The following is a 17,478-nucleotide window of genomic DNA, read 5'->3' on the forward strand; positions in this document are numbered from 1 at the left end:
ATATTCGACATGAACCATCCGCATCCTCCATGCCCGTTAAAATTTTACCATTCAAAAACCACACCGTCTTTCGTCTCCTACGTCGTTCTTTCTTTATTGCGATTGAATAATTTCACAGCTGAATAAACGAGAAGACCGGCCACAATCACGGCGGCAACCGGGAACAAATACCCCTTCGCCAGCTCCCCGACCTCGTGCCAATTGGGACCAAGCTTGTACCCAAGATAAACGTATAAACTCGTTATAGGCAGCATGGCACAAAACGTAAATAACGAGAACTTCCAGACACTCATTCTGGCCATGCCGCACGGAAGCGAAACAGCGGTCCGAACCCCCGGGATAAACCGGCCCAGAAAAGCTACGCCCGCCCCATACTTATGGAAAAATCGTTCGGCCTTATCGATCTCTTTCGTCCGTATAAAAAAGAACTTGCCAAACTTTATTATCACCGGCCTCCCCCCATACTTTCCTAATGCGTATAGAGTCAAGGGTCCTGTTACCCCTCCGACTGTCCCTGCCAGAATAGCCAGCCCCAAGTTCATATCCCCTTCATAGACCCAATAACCGACGAGGGGAAGAACCAGCTCTGCCGGAACAAACTCGAAAGTCAGCGCCAAAACGACGCCTATGTACGATAATTGTTTGAAATAGCCAATAAACTCCAATAATATCTGTTCCATTACTCACCTCATCTTGTTTCCTTAGCAATACGCGAAAAAAAATCGACGGTTTCAGGTCTCATACAAACAAGAACACAACATCATCGTGTTGTGTTCTTGTCCAAAACCGATTTAAACGCTTCCCATAAAGCATGACTTAATTCAATAGCCTTCTTTTCAATCATAGAGGTCTGCACGACCCATTCTCCGGAAACATGTTGAATACGGACGGAATGGTCATGTTTATTTAAGTAGCTTAACATTTGTCCGATCGTTAACAATGGAAGCGCTTTATGTTTCTCGACCCCGTTCAAGTAATAAATCATCTCTTCGTGGTCACCCATAGCTATATATTCGCCTTCTTGTGGAATCCAATGGTTTCGCAGGTATTCTTTTTGAACATCTGTCAGTTCTTGAAGGTGGGAAGAAGTAATTCGCTGGAGCATCATGATCCTCCTTACTTAAGCTATGATGTTATCATAAAAACAAAAAAGACCCGAATCCAGCCAGGATGCGCTATCATCTAGCGCTTATCGTCCTGGACTGCGACGGGTCTGGAGCACAAAAAGACCCGGATTCACGGGTCAACGATGCAAGTCTGCATACATACACAATTTGACCCATCTACTGCTGACGAGGTTAGCTGTCGGGCTCGGGAAAGATGGTTCCCTACATGGAATGATTCGCCCCAATTTCATTGGTTCCCCCGCTTTCCGGTTTCGTGTAAACCGGAAATTAAGCGTGATTTCATCATACAAAACTGCTATTCGCAAGTCAATAATCCAAAATCTTACAATTCATTGAGAAGTTGTTCCGGTCGCTTACTCCACGCGAGTTATTTTCGCCTGCCGACGTACAACTTCGCCATCCGTCTTGTGCAGCTGATTCAGCAATTCGATCTGAAAACTGCCCGGATTGTCGGAGCCGGCGATCTGGACCGCTCGCTCTGCGGCGACCCCATAATAAGCCAATGCCGCCACAGCAGCAGCCGCTTGATCGTTCTCCACCGCAAGGAAGGCGCCGACCACCGAAGTCAGCAAGCAGCCTGTTCCGGTCACTTGGGTCAGCAGCGGCGTACCATTGCTCACCCGATACGTCGCCTCGCCGTCGCTCACATAATCGTCACGGCCTGTGACGATGACGACACAGCTCATCGCCCGCGCCGCTTGCCGGACAAGCGCAGGCACTTCCCCGGCCGCACTGCCTGCATCGTCCACGCCTTTAATGCTCCACGATTTCCCGACGACGTTAGCCACTTCCGCAGCATTGCCTCGAAGTACCGAGATCCGCAGCTCCTTCATGAGCGAACGGGCCGTTTCCGTGCGATATGCCGTCGCCCCGGCTCCCACCGGATCGAAAACAATCGGAACGCCATGCGCGTTCGCCGATTGCCCCGCGATCCGCATGGCGTGAACGATACGGTCGTCCAGCGTGCCTATATTCAAGACGAGGGCGCCGGCGATTTGCGCCATCTCTGCAACCTCTTCGTGAGCATATGCCATAACCGGCGATGCTCCTAAGGCCAGCAGGCCGTTCGCCGTGAAATTCGTTACGACTACATTCGTAATATTGTGCACGAGCGGTTTATGGATCCGCACCTTATCAAGAATATCCGCGAAATATTGGACGTTCATTACCCCATCCCCTTCTTCCGGTTACATGATACTATCTCATATCGCGGATGGTTTGCCAAGCGCTTTATACGAGCGCACAGATATAAATAAAGAAGCCCCCGCCATACACCCGCGAGAGCTTCAAATCCCGTTAGGTTTGATCATGTTGCAGAGCTTTCCCGATAGCTTTCATTGTTGGTTATTGGGGTTCTTTCTCGTTTCCAAGCAGTCCGGCTCCTGGCAATCCGAATAATACGTAGTCACCTTCTCGGAATCGAACGTGCCAATAATTTCAGCGCAATGCTTACACAAGATTACACCCAGGTCTACGCTAATCGAGGAGTTTTCCATGCATGATCCATCCTTTCTTTCATGAAGTCGGATTAGCTCGGCAGCCAAGCTGGCATTCGCCTTTTCAATAACATGTTATTCCTGTTTATTATACACTATTCTTCTTATTTATGTCGTTATATTTAACGATAATCTCGAATAAAATATTTAATTCAGGTTGTAATTTCATTAAGTACACACGGAATAGCAGAAAAACTTCCTTTATTGCTCACAACTCGCCGAGTTTGACCTGCATTGCCGGCGCCCGCCAACACGACTATACCGGCAGCTGCCGGCCAACGCCGCTTTACCCGAACTTGGTGACGACATACGTTCCCGTATTTGTAAAGCTGCTCATTTCCTCGAATATGCCGTTCACCTCGGAAAGCGAAACTTCTCGCGTCACCATTTTCCCCGGCGTCAATTTCCCGTTGGATACGAGGGGCAGTACAGCATGATAGCGATGCGCCGGCATGCCGAAGCTCGTAATGAAAGAAAGTTCTTTCAGGATCATCTCATCGACCGGAATCGCGATGGACCCCGCATCCTGCTTCGACGTCATGCCGATTTGAAGATGCCGGCCGCGCTTGCGCAAGCTTCTGATCGCGCTAACCGCCGTCTGCGACAGCCCGAGCGCGTCTACCGACACATCCGCTCCGCCTTGTGTCATTTCGTTGACGGCTGCAATCGGATCGGTCGTCCTGCTGTTGACCGTGTAAGCGGCTCCCATTTGCTTCGCCAAATCGAGGTTGGCATCGTTGATGTCCACGCCGATCACATTCGCCCCCATAGCGGAGGCGATATTGACCGCCGATAGACCTACCCCTCCGCAGCCGTAAACAACAACCCACTCGCCGGGAAGCACCTGAACCCGGTCCACGATGCCGTGGAAAGCGGTAATAAATCGGCAGCCCAGGGCCGATGCTTCGGCAAAACTGATTTCTTCGGGCAAATGGATCATATTCCGGTCAGCGACAGGAACCGCCACATATTCGGCGTAGCCGCCCTGATACGTTAAGCCGGGCATCAAGAGCGAATCGCAAAGATGGGAATGGCCGCTTACACAATGCGGACAAGCGCCTTCGCTTCCGGAAAACGGCACCGTGACTCGATCGCCCTTCTTAAACCGGGTCACTTTGCTGCCTACCTCTTCCACAACGCCGCTAAATTCATGGCCGAGAATATTAACGGGAACGAGACCGCTTTCCCAAAAGTGATGATCGCTTCGGCATACGCCATTCGCCATAACTTTCAGCAGAACGCCATCTTCCGCCGGCTTCGGATCTTCGACTTGCCTCAGGATCAAATTTTTGGCACCTTCCAGTACAAGCGCTTTCATCATTGTTTCCTCCTCAGGTATGTTCAGGCTGCAGAACGTCCAGGCCAATCGCGGCGGGCAGCACTACGCGTTTGCTCAAGAAGCCCAGCATGACTGCCGGGCTTCCCGAATATTTTATGGCAATGCTTCTTCTTCGGTCCAACGCTTTCCGGCGCACCTGCTTCCAGTCGAATGTGCTGCCGCCTCGCACCGATAGTGAGATGAATAACTCAAATTTTATACAAGAAAAAAATACCATGGTTGTGCATTTGTGTCAATGCTTCCGTTTATTTATTCGGAAACTGCCGGACACTATTCGACGCCAACGATCGGTTTCAGTTCCCTCATATCCCGAATCACAAAATCGGGAGAAAAAGTTTTCAAGTACGCTTCTCCCTTGAGCGACCAAGAGACCGCGGCGGAAGCTACTCCCGCGCCACGGGCGGACAAAATGTCATAGTGACTGTCGCCGACCATCAAGGTATGCTCCGGGGAGGCATCCAGCAAGGCAAGCGCCTTCCGAATCGGCTCCGGGTCCGGTTTCCCTCTTTGGACGTCTTCTTCCGTAACAAGCGTATCCATATAGGGCAGCAGTCCGGTTGCTTGTAACCCCATCACGGCCGTTTTCTTTATTTTACTTGTCACAACGCCTAGCCGGATACCTGCCTCGTGCAGCGCTTCTAACGTCTCTTTCACATGAGGAAACGATTTCACTAAACGCTCGTGATGGGTCTCGTTATACGCTCGGTAAGCTTTTATATAAGGCTCTACCTCTGTTGACTTTGTATAGACCTCGAGCTGCTCTCTTAATGGCAGCCCCATGCTTTTGGCGATAAACTCCCGGCTGCAGCTTTCCGCATGGGGAGCGTCTTTCAGAACATGCATAAAGGAACGGATAATCAGCTCGTTCGTATCGACAATTGTCCCGTCCAAATCAAAAAGAACCGTTGTAAACAACGTCCTCCCACCTTCTCCATCTATTTTACGGCCCGTCCCTTATCGTAAACCCGTAGACTTTCTCACTACAAGCTCCGGCAGCAGCACAATCCGCTGTTTATGCGTCACATCGCCCTTCAATTCCTGAACAAGCAAATCGACGATCTGCCTTCCCATCTGTTCCATCGGTTGAGCTATCGTCGTTAGCGGAGGGTCCGTAATCGTGGCCAGCATCGTGTTGTCAAAGCCGATCACGGATACATCCTGAGGCACCTTCAGTCCGTGCTCGTTCGCCGCCTGGATCGTGCCGATGGCCAGAAGGTCGTTGGTCGCAAATATAGCCGTCGGCGGTTCGTCCCCGCTCAGCAGCTGCAGAGCCAGCTTTTTCCCGTTAGGAACGGTGGCCTCGCCAAGCAGAACAAGGCTTTCATCAAGCTGCAGATCATGCTCCTCCAGAGCCTGATTGAAGCCGCGAACCCTTTCCTTGGCGCACCGGATATTTTCCACAATAAGCCCCATTCTGCGATGGCCGAGTCCTATGAGATGTTTGGCAGCTTCATAGCCTCCGACAAAATCATCGATCGAAACGGAGTTGATGGATATGGTCGGAATATCCCGGGCGATCAGAGCAACAGGCATATTCGGCTTGACCAGATTTCTCGTAATCGTATGCTGGTCTTCAAAGCCCGACAGGATAATAACTCCGTCCACACGTTTTTTTTGCAGCAGTGTAAAATAGGAAGCTTCCCTGTCCGCATCGTAATCCGTGCTGCAGATCATCACGCTGAAACCGAGTTCCCTCGCGCGGTCCTCGACGCTTTTGGCGATTTCCCCAAAAAAAGGGTTGGCCAAATTCGGAATGATCAATCCGAGCGTATAGCTGAATTTTCCGGTTAAAGCCGTAGCGAGCGAATTCGGCGTATAATTATGCTTTTCGATAATCTCCAACACTTTTTTTCTCGTTTTATCACTAATTCTTCCGGTATTATTGACAACTTTCGATACCGTAGCGATGGATACTTCGGCTTCCTTAGCAATGTCGAAAATATTAATACCCATTGCACAAACCTCATTTTCTATATATTCAAGGAAAACGTTTAACTCCCTTCATTGTATTATACTTTCAAAGGTTTTGATCATGCAATGGAGGAATTCAAAGCACCCTCGTTTCTTCCTTGGAGAGAAAGGCGTCGGCAGCCGCTTGGGCAATTTCCAAGGCCCGAAGTCCGTCGATGGCCGTACACGAAGGCTTTTGTCCATGACGAAGGCAATCGATAAAATGAGTCATTTCCAGCAGAAACGCATCCTTGAATTTTGTCGCAAACTCAGGAATAATATCGTGGCTGCTTCCCTTGGGTCCCAAAATGCGCAAATCGTGATGCCTCAAGGAGCCGATCTGCAGCGTGCCTTCCGTCCCGACCACCTCGCCCCGGATGTCGTATCCGTAGCCGGCGTTCCGGCTCGATTCGACATCGCCGGCCGCGCCCGATTCGAAGTTTAGGTAGGTTAGCGCCTGATCGACATCCCCGTATTCGCCCATGAAGGCGTGAAGCTGAATGCTTCCCATAGACCTGACGGACCGCACTTCAGACCCCATTAAGTATCGGGCCATGTCAAAATCGTGGACGGCAAGATCGAGAAAGATGCCGCCGCTATGTTTAATATACGCCTCCGGCGGAGATACGGGGTCCCGGCTGACGCCTTTAAAATAGATCGGCCGGCCGATATCGCCGGCATTGATTCTTTTCTTCGCCTCGGCGTAGGCCGGATCAAAGCGCCTCATAAACCCGACTTGGCAGGTAATGCCGGTTTCTTCCACCAAGCGAACAAGCTCGCGGCCTTCTTCCACAGACTTCGCTATCGGCTTTTCCACAAAAATATGTTTGCCGTGCAAGGCCGCTGTTTTCAGAAATCGGGCATGGGTATCGGTAGGCGTCGATAGGATCACAGCGTCGATATCCGGGTCCGTAAACACATCATCCGGATTCGTAGTCCATGCCTCGACCCCGAGCTCCCTTGCCGCCCTTTCTGCCGTCTCCGCCCGGGAGGACGCCACTTTGACCAGTTTGGCGGATTTGATTTTCGTATGAAGATTTTCGGCGTGCCAATACCCCAAGCGGCCCAGCCCGATAGCCGCGCAACGAATGTCTCCCTGCATATCCACACCTGTCCCTCCACGCGTCTTACGCGCTCTTATTTTTCGTCATGACATCAAAGCATACGGCCAATACCAGAATAAGGCCTTTCACAATATACTGCCAAAAAGCTTCCATATTGAGCAGGCTCATGCCGTTATCCAGGCTTGCCATAATGAGCGCCCCCAGGATAGCGCCCACCACCTTGCCCCGGCCGCCCATCAGACTCGTTCCGCCGATAACTGCCGCGGCAATCGCGTCAAGCTCCATCATATTACCCGAGCTGGGAGCACCGGCGTTAAGCCTTGCGGATAAGACGATACCGGCGATGGCCGCTACCAAGCCGTTCAGCATAAAGACGAGCAGCACAATCTTTTTGACTTGGATACCGGAATATTTTGCCGCCTGCATATTGCCCCCGATGGCATAAATATAACGCCCGAACTTCGTGCTGCCCGCAATGAACGAGAACAGCAGAACGAGTCCCAGCATGATGAGGACGGGAATGGGATAGCCTTTGTAAGAGTGCATCGAGAGATAGAAAATGACCATCAAACCGGTAAATAAAATCAAGCGGGCGGCCAATTTGCCGGCCGGTTCCAGCTCCAGGCCGTTTTTCTTCCTGGAACCTCTCTTCTTTAACGTAAAATAAACTAGGAGAACAATCGCCATGATCGTCAAGATCAGGCCGAACAAACTATTTACATATTGATCGCCCAGCACTTTATAGCTCGGATTCATCGGCGCGATCGAAATCCCTTTCGTTATGCCGATTAGTATTCCTTTAAACACCATCATACCGCCAAGCGTGACAATAAAAGACGGAATATTCAGATAAACAGTCGCAAAGCCTTGGATGCCTCCGACGACCACGCCCAAAAGAAGCACGGCGAATAGGGTTGGAACCGTTCCCCACCCTTCCCAGGCCATTAAAGCTGCCGCAACCCCGCCGACCAATCCGACAAGAGAACCGACCGAAAGATCGATATTCCCGGTTACGATGATAAGCACCATTCCGGTAGCCAATATCGAGACCACCGACATTTGTACGGTCAGGTTGGAAATGTTGCGCGCGCTAAGGAACGTTCCGTCCGTTAATACGGAAAAGATGATCCATAAAATAATTAATCCCGCAATCATCGCATACGAACGGATATCGATTTTTTTCGTCAGCTGCCCTGCAGGAGTGCCCGGAGCTGCGGCCAGTTTATGTTCCATTTCATCTACCTCCTCCGGTTGCATAATGCATAATTTTCTCTTGCGTAGCCTCCCGATAGTCGAGCTCGCCTTCGATTCTGCCTTCACACATAACCAGGATCCGGTCGCTAATGCCGAGCACCTCTTCAAGGTCCGATGAAATCATAATGACGGTAACGCCCGCCTCTACAAGCTCGTTCATGATTTTATAAATTTCAAACTTCGCCCCAACGTCGATGCCGCGCGTGGGCTCATCGAGAATCAAAATTTCAGGCTCGGTCATCAGCCATTTGCCGATGACGACTTTTTGCTGGTTGCCCCCGCTGAGATTTTTAACCTGTGTCTCGACGCTGGATGTCTTGACGTTTAAAGCGGAGACGTATTTTTGGGAATACTGAATTTCATCATCGGGATGAAGGACGAATGCAGAAATTTTATTCAAGCTGGCTAAGGTGATATTCTCAGCTATGCTCATGTCGAGCACAAGACCGTATTTTTTCCGATCCTCGGAAACAAGCGCGATGCCGTATTCGGTCGCTTCGACGGGACTCTCGATCCTCGCTTTAACCCCATCAATCCATACCTCCCCTTCCTTCTTCCCGGGGAATGCGCCGAAAATGCCGGATACCAGCTCTGTTCTTCCCGAGCCCATCAAGCCGGATATGCCGAGAATTTCCCCCTTGTAAGCTTGAAGATTGACACGGTCGACAAGCTTCCGCCCGGGGTTCTGCTCGTCGTATACCGAGAAGTTTTTCACTTCAAGGGAAAGCTCTTTCCTCGTATGAGGCTCGCGGGGAAACATTTTATCGAGCTTTCTGCCGACCATCATATAGATTAACGATTCACGGTCAAGCTCATGAATGTCTTTCGTTCCGACATAGGTCCCATCCCGAAGAATGGAAACAGAATCGCAAATTTCAAAAATTTCGTTGAATTTATGGGAGATATAGATGCAGGTTACGCCATTTTCCTTAAGCTTCCTTATGATGTTCATCAGAATCTCGACCTCGTGCTCCGTCAATGCCGAGGTCGGCTCGTCAAGGATTAAAATTTTTGCTTTTTTCGACAGCGCCTTGGCAATTTCGACCAACTGCTGCTGTCCGACACCCAGGTTCTTCACCTTTTCATTAGGATTGATCTTTAAATCCAGCTCTTTCAACAACGCCGTCGTATTCCGGTAAAGCTCATCCCACTGAATGACGCCCATCTTTGTCGGTTCGTTGCCGAGAAAAATGTTTTCTTGCACGGAAAGCTCCTGGACGAGAGCCAGCTCCTGATGGATACATACGATGCCTGCCCGCTCGGAATCGGCCGTATGCTGAAAATGCTGCACTTCCTTGCGGATTACAATTTCCCCATCGTAAGTGCCGTATGGGTATACGCCGCTAAGAATCTTAATAATCGTCGATTTTCCAGCGCCGTTCTCTCCGCAAAGACCGTGAACCTCGCCCTCTTTAATTTGTATGTTCACTTGATTGAGCGCCTTGACGCCAGGAAACTCTTTGGTTATGCGATTCATCTCCAACATATATTCGCTCAAAGTATCACCTTCTTGACCATTCGGAGTTTAAGTTTCCAAGGATAGATCAGGAAAGAAAGGAAGCGGCGGTGCCCCGCTCCCTTTCCCACCCTCCAGCTTTTACGAAAGCGGCATAATGCTCTATTGGGCTTTAGGCCATTGATCCTTCGGCATATTTTTATAGATGTCTTCCATTTTTTGATAGCCGTCTTTAATTACCGTGTCTACCACATTCTCCTTGGTTACAAGCTGCACGTCCATGAGCAGACTTGTCACTTTTTTAGTACCGTTATCCACCGTTCCGACGTGACCGTTTTTGAAATTTCCGCTGTTCAACTCTTTGATTTTCGCTTCGTCTTTTGCCGCCAAAGCGTAGACAAGATCCATCGCGGTTTGGTTCAGAACTTGAGTAGGCTTGTACACGGTGCCGGTTTGTTTGCCTTCCACAATCCGTTGAAGGGCGGCGATGTCGGCATCTTGGCCGGAAACGCCCACTTTACCCGCCAAGCCTTGCGATTCCAGCGCTTGGACTACACCGCCTGCGGTACCGTCGTTGGAGGCAATAACGGCAACGACGTCGTTCTTCGCCTTGGTCAGGCCGTTTTCTGCAATTTTCAGCGCCTCCTCCGGGTTCCAGCCTTTCGCCCATTGCTGAACGACGATCTTAATGTCGCCCTTGTCCATATAAGGTTTGAGCACGCTTTCCTGCCCTTGTTTCAATAGATGCGCGTTATTGTCTTCCGGACCGCCGAGCACCCAAATGTAATTGCCTTTCGGATACCGGTCCGCGAGCATCTTGGCTTGCAGCTCGCCTACCTTGACGTTGTCGAACGTAATATAATAATCCAGGTCTCCGTTACGGACCAAGCGGTCATAGGCCACTACCGGCACTCCGGCCTGATGCGCCTTTTCCACAATAACGCCGGACGATTCCGAGTCTTGTGCCGAGATCAGCAGGGCGTCGATCCCTTGTGTCAGCATGCCCTCAACCTGCTGTACCTGTTTCGCGGCATCTTCTTCACAAGACTGGACAATCAGCTTGAATCCCTTCTCGTCTGCATATTTTTGCGCCATTTTCACTTCACGCTGCCATCTCTCTTGCTTCATGGTGCCGACGGAGAAACCGATGACCACTTCATCATTTTTACTTTTTGCGGCGCTGGCGCCAGGTTCACTGGAGCCTGCGTTTTGCCCGGCCGGCGCACCGGTTCCCGCCTGCTGACTGCAAGCGGTCATAAAGGCGGATAGCAGCACGATCATCATCGAAACGCTCTTCAAAACATTCTTCTTCATTCCAAAACTCCCCCTTCATATTAAGAAAGCGCTTTAATTAATAGGCGCATATCTTCTTTGATGAGTGATTCCGGTTCGTCATGCTTCGAACGCAGCGGCAATTGATCGTAATAATTTTCCAGGATGATCCAGCCGGTATAACCGATCTCCTTTAATACCTCCATGCTGCGGTAAAATCCCGAATCGCCCTCTCCGAGCAGAGACGAGCTGATTTTACCGTGTTTTCCGTCTTTCACATGGATTTCATCACCTAGCAGGGGAGCCAGCTCCTTCAGCATGGCGGGGGCGTCATATCCCCGGAACAAAGCGTAATTTTGGGTGTCGAAATAAAGCTTCAAGTTCGGCCGGTTGACGATTTCGGCCAACCGGAACATCATCTGCGCAGCCAGCAAATTTTCCGTAGCCACGGCAATGCCCCGTTGCTGAGCGTAATCGCAGGCGGAGATCAGCATCTCCGCGCTGCGAATGAGATCCTGCTCGCTCACGATATCGCTCACTTGAAAGCTCGGGATCATGACCGTAGGAATGTTCATCGCTTCCGCCGCCTCAATGGATCGCATGATGGCTTCCTTCACGATCCCGCTGTCGACGGAGTCGGGAGGCTGCGTCATGCTGTACGCATCCGTTACGCGAACGGCAATGGACGGAAAAGCGATGCCATATTGCTCGGCCAGCCCCAGATAAGCTTGTTGGACCGTTCTCCGCGATACAGGAAACCCTCTTTCGTAGCTTCCAATTTCGAGCTGGATGCCCTCAAACCCAAGTTCGGAGGCGGTCCTGCAAGCGTAAGGCCCGTCGATAGGCAGCGACCAATGGCAAATGCCCAGCTTATACGATCGGTTTACCATGATGGCGTTCCCTCCGTCACTTCGATTTCAGCCATGCGTGGTCGGGATCATCCTGGAACTTCCATGTGCGTACCGGGCCTGCCATCGTGTTCAAATAATACAGGTCATACCCCGGGGGCGCCGAGACCGGATGGTAGCCTCTCGGCACGAGCACCACGTCTCCGTCCTTCACAACCATCGTCTCATTCAGGGAGCCGTCGTCCGTATAAACGCGCTGGATCGCAAAACCGCCCTCCTGTTTAATCCGGTGGTAGTACGACTCTTCCAGATAGGTTTCGTCCGGCAAGTTATTTTGATCGTGTTTATGCGGCGGGTAGCTGGACCAATTCCCGTTCGGCGTGAACACCTCGACGACCAGCAAACTGTCCGCCTGCGCACTCTCGGGTAAAATATTGTTGACTTGCCTCTCCATATCGCCCGTCCCTCTCATTTCAACGGCGACATCTTCAGGCGATATCAATCTCGCTTCGTATGTTCCCTTGCCAGGGGCCGAACAAATCGCTATCTCCAACTCCGTATCTGCAGCAATTCTCACAGAGTCGCCCGGCGGCACATAGACCGAATAAGGAGCCATTTGCTCGAACACGCTCATCCGCTGGCCGATATGCTCCCAGGTTTTGTTCTGCGTAGCCACCGTCGCCTTCCCGCTTAATAGGACGACGCACAGCTCGTTCCCGCCGGTTTCCTTGTGCAAAGACTGGCCTTCGGCTAACGTATATACCTCGAATCCCACGTGACTCCAGCCTGCGCTTTCAGGTGTGACGACAAGCCGGTTCCCGTTGCTGCCCGGCTCTTTAGACGAGGGTACGATCAAATTGTTCAATGAGTTCAACGTCATTTCCCCTTTCGTTGTAAAACTTGCTCTACGGCATGGACAATGTTCTCCGGTCCGATATTGTATTTCTTCAGCAGCGCATCGTTGGAACCGGATTCGGAATTGCGATCCTGAACGGCTACCCGCAGCATCGGAACGGGGCAATTTTCTACCAGCACTTCCGCAACAGCGCTTCCAAGGCCTCCATAGATCGTGTGCTCCTCCGTCGTTACGATGGCGCCGGTCCGCTCGGCCGCCTCCACGATGGCCGCCTGGTCGATCGGTTTCACGGAAGGCATATGAAGCACGGTAACCCGGATGCCCCGGCTTTCCAGCGTCTGGGCGGCTTCCAGCGAACGAACCGTTTGCGTACCGGTTGAGATGATCGTCGCGTCTTCACCGTCTTTGAGTTTGATCGCTTTTCCCAGCGTAAACGAATAGGAGACTTCATCGAAAATCGTCGGCAGCGGGTCCCGGGCAAGCCGGATATAAACAGGCCCGTTGTATTGGTTGGCGAACTCCATCATTTTCTTGACCTCCACCCCGTCGGCCGGAGAAAGCACTACCATGTTAGGAATGCTGCGCATAATCGCCAGATCCTCAAGACCTTGATGGGTTTTGCCGGTACATCCGGTAAGAAGCCCGCTGTAGGCACCGATCATCTTGACATCCAGCTTGGGTTGTGCGACCGTCACCATGATTTGGTCCAAAGCGCGTTTGGTAATAAAGGCGGCGAACGAACAAACCCAAGGCTGCAGGCCCACCGTTGCGAGACCTGCCGCCACACCGACCATATTTTGCTCGGCTATCCCCATTTGGAGAAATTTGGACGGGTTGGCTTCGGCGACTTTATCCATCTTGGTCGAGGTCGCCAAATCGCCGTCCAATGCATAGACTCGCGGATCGGTTTGCGAAAGCCGGACCAGCGTATCTCCGAAGACGTCCCTCATCGCAACCGCGTTTCCCAACTGAACCGCCATCAGCGACTCCCCCCTTGTAATTGTTGCAAGGCTTTCTTCAATTCCTCGGCGTTCGGTACCTTCGCGTGCCAGACGTAGTTATTTTCCATAAAGCTGACGCCTCGGCCCTTCAACGTATGCGCAATGACGATAACCGGTTTACCTTGCACCGCTTTCGCGTCCGAGAAGGCGTCGAGCAGTTGTTCCATCGAATGGCCGTCCACCTCGCTCACATGCCAGCCGAACGCCTCCCACCGCAGTCGCGGGTCCTGGACGGGAGCCTCGCGCAAATCGCCTTCGCTGCCCTTCCAGCCATATTGCTGCAGCTTATTGTAATCCATCACGACGATCAAGTTGTCCAGCTTATACTTCGCTGCCACATCGGCCGCTTCCCATACTTGCCCTTCCTGGGCCTCGCCGTCGCCTATCACACAATACGTATAGAACGATTGGCCTTGCAGCTTGGCGCCCAGCGCCATGCCGACCGCTGCGGAAATTCCTTGGCCGAGGGAGCCGGTGGACATATCCAGGCCCGGGAGCAAATTCATGTCGGGGTGCCCTTGAAGGCGGGAATCGATTTCGTCAAAGGTCGGGAGCTCCTCGACCGGGAAGTAGCCCCTCAACGCCAGGACGGTGTATAAGGCGATGGCCGAATGCCCCTTCGACAATACGAAGCGGTCCCGGTCGCGTCCGAGGTGATCCTCGGGGTTGATATGCATCGCTTCAAAATACAGGCTGACCAAAATATCCGTAACCGAAAGCGGTCCCCCGATATGCCCTGCATTGGCATGATGGACCGTTTCCAAAATCAACTGCCTCGTCCTGGAGGCCAACCTTTCAAGCTCCTGTAAACGAAGCTGGGTTAAGGTTCCATTCATTTCGCTTCCTCCTTCAGCTGCTTGATCCACGGTTTACAACACTCTCGCGGATTGGACTTTGTCTTGCATTTGCCGATAGGCCGCTTGGACATCTTCGCTTTCCGATACTTCCGCGACGCCCAATCTCCACCACGATTCGTAGCCGGTCGTGCACGTTCCCGGCAGCACTTTGATATCGATCAAGGTCGATACCTGCTGCTGCTTCGCGTCGGCCAGTGCGCTGTGCAATTGTTCGAGCGTGCGTACCGTGTAGCCAACCGCGCCCTGGCTTCTCGCGTGGCCGGCATAATCGATCTGCACATAGTCGCCGGTCAGCCGGCCGGTTTCCCTGGAACGGTAACGGAATTCGTTGCCGAATCCTTGGCTGCCTTGGCCCCGTTGCAAATTGTGTATACATTGGAAACCGTTATTGTCGAGCAGCAGGACATTGATTTTATAGCCTTCTTGAATAGAGGTGACCAGCTCGGAGTGAAGCATCAAATAGCTGCCGTCGCCAACAAGCGCGTACACTTCCTTGTCCGGCTCCGCCATCTTAACGCCTAACGCCCCGCTCACCTCGTAACCCATACACGAGAAACCGTATTCCATGTGGTAGGTTTTAGGCACTTTGCTTCTCCACAACCGCTGCAGGTCCCCCGGCATGCTGCCGGCTGCGCAAATGATGATGTCTTGTTCATCGATGAAACGGTTGATTTCGCCCAATACACGCGTTTGCGCTAATCCGTCGGGGTTCTCGGCGCTGTAGTAACGGTCGACCTCCTCATCCCACTGCTTCTTCAAAGTCTCGATATGACCGGCCTCATAACCGCTCCGGTACCCCGCTTGCTTCAAGGCCTCCGCCAAAACCGGAAGCGCTTCCTTCGCATCGGCAACGATCCGCTTGGCATCCATTTTATACGCATCAAACTTGCTGACGTTAATGGATAAGAAATCGACGTCCGGGTTTTGGAACGCTGTTTTGGAGGAGGTTGGGAAATCCGCCAAACGCGTTCCGATCCCAATGATCAAATCGGCTTCCTTGGCCAGCAGGTTTCCCGCGAGCGAGCCGGTTACGCCAACCGCCCCGATATTCAAGGGGTGATCCCAGGGCAAGGCGCTTTTCCCCGCTTGCGTCTCCGCCACCGGAATGTGGAACGCTTCCGCAAATGCCTTTAATGATTCGGCAGCCTGGGAATAATGAACGCCTCCCCCGGCAATGATCAGCGGCTTCTTCTTGCCTCGGATCAGCTCAACGGCCCGTGCGACGGTTTCTTTATTCGGCGCTGCGCGCTCCACATCATGAACCCGTTTCCTGAAGAACGCGGCAGGGTAATCGTAGGCTTCGGTCTGTACGTCTTGCGGGAGCGCCAACGTTACCGCTCCCGTATCAACCGGATCCGTAAGCACGCGCATCGCATTCGTAAGCGCAGTTATCAGTTGTTCGGGGCGGGTTATGCGATCCCAATACTTGCTCACCGGCTTGAAGGCGTCATTGGCTGATATGGTGTAATCGCTCGGATTTTCGATTTGCTGCAATACCGGATCCGGCTGCCGGGACGCGAAAATATCGCCAGGCAGCAGCAGGACGGGAATGCGGTTTACGGTTGCCGTCCCTGCGGCCGTCACCATGTTCAGCGCTCCGGGTCCGATCGACGACGTGCAAGCGAAAATTTCCGTCCGATTGTTTTGTTTGGCAAAAGCGATTGCCGCATTGGCCATACCCTGCTCGTTTTTACCTTGGTAGTAAGTCAGACTTCCCCGATCATTCTCGAGGGCTTCCCCTATTCCCGTCACATTCCCGTGGCCGAAAATGCCGAAGACACCCTTGACGAATTTGCGTTCCGTCCCATCGACACGGATATACTGGTTATCCAGGTAATTCAGCAAGGCCTGAGCCATCGTTAATCGTATCGTTTGCATACTTGCAACACTCCTTGATATGGATTGGGGTTCAAGAAGACCCGGATTAAGCGTTGACGGTTTGGATCTGGACAAGCTTCCCGGATTTGAACGAATCCGTTGCGGCGATCGCGATCGCAAGTGCAGCCTTGCCGTCTTCTTCGGTACAATCCGGTTTCGTTCCGTTCATCAGACTTTCAATAAAATGAGCCATCTCCAGCAAATAAGCATCTTTAAACTTGCTTGGAAAATCAGGGATAATGTCGTATGTGCTGCCTTGGTGGTTCAAAATCTGGATGTTATGCTCGCGCAGCGAGCCGATTGTGATAACCCCTTCCGTACCGACGATTTCTCCCCGGATGTCGTAGCCGTAAGGCGCAATACGCATCGTTTCGATATCGCCAGCCGCTCCGTTGCTGAATTGAAGCGTTGTCAGAGCCTGGTCGACATCTCCGTATTCGGACAAGAAGGCGTGCATCAAGACATGACCCGTTGCTTGAACGGAGACGACATCCGCATTCATCAAATATCTGGCGATGTCATAGTCGTGAATGGAAATGTCCAAATAAATGCCTCCGCTGTGCTTGATGAACGAGGCCGGCGGCACATTGCCGTCCCGGCTTAAGCCTTTGAAGTAAATCGGCTGGCCGATGTCCCCCTTCGCGATTCTCTTCTTCGCTTCGTGATAGGCGGGGTCGAATCGTCTCATAAATCCGACCTGACAGACGACGTTGTTTTTACGAATCGCCTCAATCACTTCGTCCGCTTCCGCTAACGTTTGCGTGATCGGCTTTTCCACAAAAATTTGTTTTCCCTTTGCAGCCGCTTTTTTGATCATCTCCGCATGTGTGGAAGTAGGCGTCACAATGACCACCGCATCGATATCCGGATTGTTAAACGCGTCGTCCGGATCGATCGAATAGCTTTCAATCCCCAGCTCGCTCGCGACCTGCTCCGCCCGGCCTGCAATCGGATCGATGACGGTCAGCAGCCGTGCCCCCCTGATTTTTGTCGCCAAGTTTTCCGCATGCCAGTACCCTAAACGACCTAATCCCAATACAGCGCAACGAATTTGCTTCATGCTGTCCACCGCTTTCTTTT

The 17,478-nt window shown here is 52.0% G+C and carries 17 protein-coding genes and 1 riboswitch; all 17 genes read right to left on the reverse strand.

What is annotated here, in order from left to right; translation table 11 throughout:
- Positions 1-77 precede the first annotated feature (77 nt).
- Positions 78-680, reverse strand: coding sequence for a DedA family protein (locus ACZ439_RS03600; RefSeq protein WP_127606488.1), 603 nt, complete (start codon positions 678-680; stop codon positions 78-80).
- A gap of 80 nt (positions 681-760) precedes the next feature.
- Positions 761-1,105, reverse strand: a complete 345-nt coding sequence (locus tag ACZ439_RS03605) for a hypothetical protein (protein ID WP_054795395.1) — start codon at positions 1,103-1,105, stop codon at positions 761-763.
- Positions 1,106-1,272: 167 nt separating this feature from the next.
- Positions 1,273-1,411: riboswitch (cyclic di-AMP (ydaO/yuaA leader) on the reverse strand.
- A gap of 69 nt (positions 1,412-1,480) precedes the next feature.
- Positions 1,481-2,293, reverse strand: a complete 813-nt coding sequence (gene thiM, locus ACZ439_RS03610; protein WP_054798912.1) for a hydroxyethylthiazole kinase — start codon at positions 2,291-2,293, stop codon at positions 1,481-1,483.
- Between the two features lie 168 nt (positions 2,294-2,461).
- Entirely contained in the window at positions 2,462-2,623 is a 162-nt protein-coding gene (locus tag ACZ439_RS03615; RefSeq protein ID WP_230875980.1) for a GapA-binding peptide SR1P, read from the reverse strand.
- 286 nt (positions 2,624-2,909) lie between these two features.
- A complete protein-coding gene (locus ACZ439_RS03620; RefSeq protein ID WP_306439343.1) occupies positions 2,910-3,944 on the reverse strand; it encodes a zinc-binding dehydrogenase in 1,035 nt (344 codons plus the stop codon).
- A 288-nt stretch (positions 3,945-4,232) separates the two neighbouring features.
- Positions 4,233-4,877, reverse strand: coding sequence for a pyrophosphatase PpaX (gene ppaX / locus ACZ439_RS03625; RefSeq protein WP_464620634.1), 645 nt, complete (start codon positions 4,875-4,877; stop codon positions 4,233-4,235).
- Positions 4,878-4,916: 39 nt separating this feature from the next.
- Positions 4,917-5,915 (reverse strand): LacI family DNA-binding transcriptional regulator, encoded by a 999-nt coding sequence (locus ACZ439_RS03630; RefSeq protein ID WP_155614194.1) that lies wholly within the window; start codon positions 5,913-5,915, stop codon positions 4,917-4,919.
- Between the two features lie 94 nt (positions 5,916-6,009).
- Complete coding sequence (gene iolG, locus ACZ439_RS03635; protein ID WP_054795417.1) at positions 6,010-7,014, reverse strand: inositol 2-dehydrogenase; 1,005 nt, start codon at positions 7,012-7,014, stop codon at positions 6,010-6,012.
- 25 nt (positions 7,015-7,039) lie between these two features.
- Positions 7,040-8,209, reverse strand: a complete 1,170-nt coding sequence (locus tag ACZ439_RS03640; protein WP_464620635.1) for a sugar ABC transporter permease — start codon at positions 8,207-8,209, stop codon at positions 7,040-7,042.
- A 1-nt stretch (position 8,210) separates the two neighbouring features.
- Positions 8,211-9,728 (reverse strand): xylose ABC transporter ATP-binding protein, encoded by a 1,518-nt coding sequence (locus ACZ439_RS03645; RefSeq protein ID WP_141334588.1) that lies wholly within the window; start codon positions 9,726-9,728, stop codon positions 8,211-8,213.
- A 120-nt stretch (positions 9,729-9,848) separates the two neighbouring features.
- Positions 9,849-11,000 carry a sugar ABC transporter substrate-binding protein gene (locus tag ACZ439_RS03650; RefSeq protein WP_141334587.1) on the reverse strand — a complete coding sequence of 384 codons (1,152 nt, stop codon included), beginning with the start codon at positions 10,998-11,000 and terminating at the stop codon, positions 9,849-9,851.
- Positions 11,001-11,020: 20 nt separating this feature from the next.
- Complete coding sequence (locus ACZ439_RS03655; RefSeq protein WP_054795390.1) at positions 11,021-11,848, reverse strand: sugar phosphate isomerase/epimerase family protein; 828 nt, start codon at positions 11,846-11,848, stop codon at positions 11,021-11,023.
- Between the two features lie 16 nt (positions 11,849-11,864).
- On the reverse strand, positions 11,865-12,671 hold the full coding sequence (iolB, locus tag ACZ439_RS03660) for a 5-deoxy-glucuronate isomerase (RefSeq protein WP_054795416.1): 807 nt from the start codon (positions 12,669-12,671) through the stop codon (positions 11,865-11,867).
- 11 nt (positions 12,672-12,682) lie between these two features.
- A complete protein-coding gene (locus ACZ439_RS03665; protein WP_054795389.1) occupies positions 12,683-13,642 on the reverse strand; it encodes a transketolase family protein in 960 nt (319 codons plus the stop codon).
- Complete coding sequence (locus ACZ439_RS03670; protein ID WP_054798910.1) at positions 13,642-14,499, reverse strand: transketolase; 858 nt, start codon at positions 14,497-14,499, stop codon at positions 13,642-13,644. Before ACZ439_RS03670 ends, ACZ439_RS03665 begins: the two co-directional genes overlap by 1 nt.
- A gap of 33 nt (positions 14,500-14,532) precedes the next feature.
- Positions 14,533-16,398, reverse strand: coding sequence for a 3D-(3,5/4)-trihydroxycyclohexane-1,2-dione acylhydrolase (decyclizing) (gene iolD, locus ACZ439_RS03675; RefSeq protein WP_054798909.1), 1,866 nt, complete (start codon positions 16,396-16,398; stop codon positions 14,533-14,535).
- Positions 16,399-16,444: 46 nt separating this feature from the next.
- A complete protein-coding gene (iolG, locus tag ACZ439_RS03680; protein WP_127606509.1) occupies positions 16,445-17,458 on the reverse strand; it encodes an inositol 2-dehydrogenase in 1,014 nt (337 codons plus the stop codon).
- Between the last annotated feature and the right edge of the window lie 20 nt (positions 17,459-17,478).

The organism is Paenibacillus sp. JCM 9796, assembly GCF_055379675.1.

What these genes read in the sequence shown, in the direction of transcription:
- ACZ439_RS03665 (WP_054795389.1), bottom strand. Translation starts at nt 13,642, where the DNA reads ATGGCGGTTCAGTTGGGAAACGCGGTTGCGATGAGGGACGTCTTCGGA.
- ACZ439_RS03600 (WP_127606488.1), bottom strand. Translation starts at nt 680, where the DNA reads ATGGAACAGATATTATTGGAGTTTATTGGCTATTTCAAACAATTATCG.
- ACZ439_RS03615 (WP_230875980.1), bottom strand. Translation starts at nt 2,623, where the DNA reads ATGGAAAACTCCTCGATTAGCGTAGACCTGGGTGTAATCTTGTGTAAG.
- ACZ439_RS03670 (WP_054798910.1), bottom strand. Translation starts at nt 14,499, where the DNA reads ATGAATGGAACCTTAACCCAGCTTCGTTTACAGGAGCTTGAAAGGTTG.
- ACZ439_RS03640 (WP_464620635.1), bottom strand. Translation starts at nt 8,209, where the DNA reads ATGGAACATAAACTGGCCGCAGCTCCGGGCACTCCTGCAGGGCAGCTG.
- ACZ439_RS03650 (WP_141334587.1), bottom strand. Translation starts at nt 11,000, where the DNA reads ATGAAGAAGAATGTTTTGAAGAGCGTTTCGATGATGATCGTGCTGCTA.
- ACZ439_RS03655 (WP_054795390.1), bottom strand. Translation starts at nt 11,848, where the DNA reads ATGGTAAACCGATCGTATAAGCTGGGCATTTGCCATTGGTCGCTGCCT.
- iolG (WP_054795417.1), bottom strand. Translation starts at nt 7,014, where the DNA reads ATGCAGGGAGACATTCGTTGCGCGGCTATCGGGCTGGGCCGCTTGGGG.
- ACZ439_RS03605 (WP_054795395.1), bottom strand. Translation starts at nt 1,105, where the DNA reads ATGCTCCAGCGAATTACTTCTTCCCACCTTCAAGAACTGACAGATGTT.
- thiM (WP_054798912.1), bottom strand. Translation starts at nt 2,293, where the DNA reads ATGAACGTCCAATATTTCGCGGATATTCTTGATAAGGTGCGGATCCAT.
- ACZ439_RS03630 (WP_155614194.1), bottom strand. Translation starts at nt 5,915, where the DNA reads ATGGGTATTAATATTTTCGACATTGCTAAGGAAGCCGAAGTATCCATC.
- ACZ439_RS03620 (WP_306439343.1), bottom strand. Translation starts at nt 3,944, where the DNA reads ATGATGAAAGCGCTTGTACTGGAAGGTGCCAAAAATTTGATCCTGAGG.
- iolD (WP_054798909.1), bottom strand. Translation starts at nt 16,398, where the DNA reads ATGCAAACGATACGATTAACGATGGCTCAGGCCTTGCTGAATTACCTG.
- iolG (WP_127606509.1), bottom strand. Translation starts at nt 17,458, where the DNA reads ATGAAGCAAATTCGTTGCGCTGTATTGGGATTAGGTCGTTTAGGGTAC.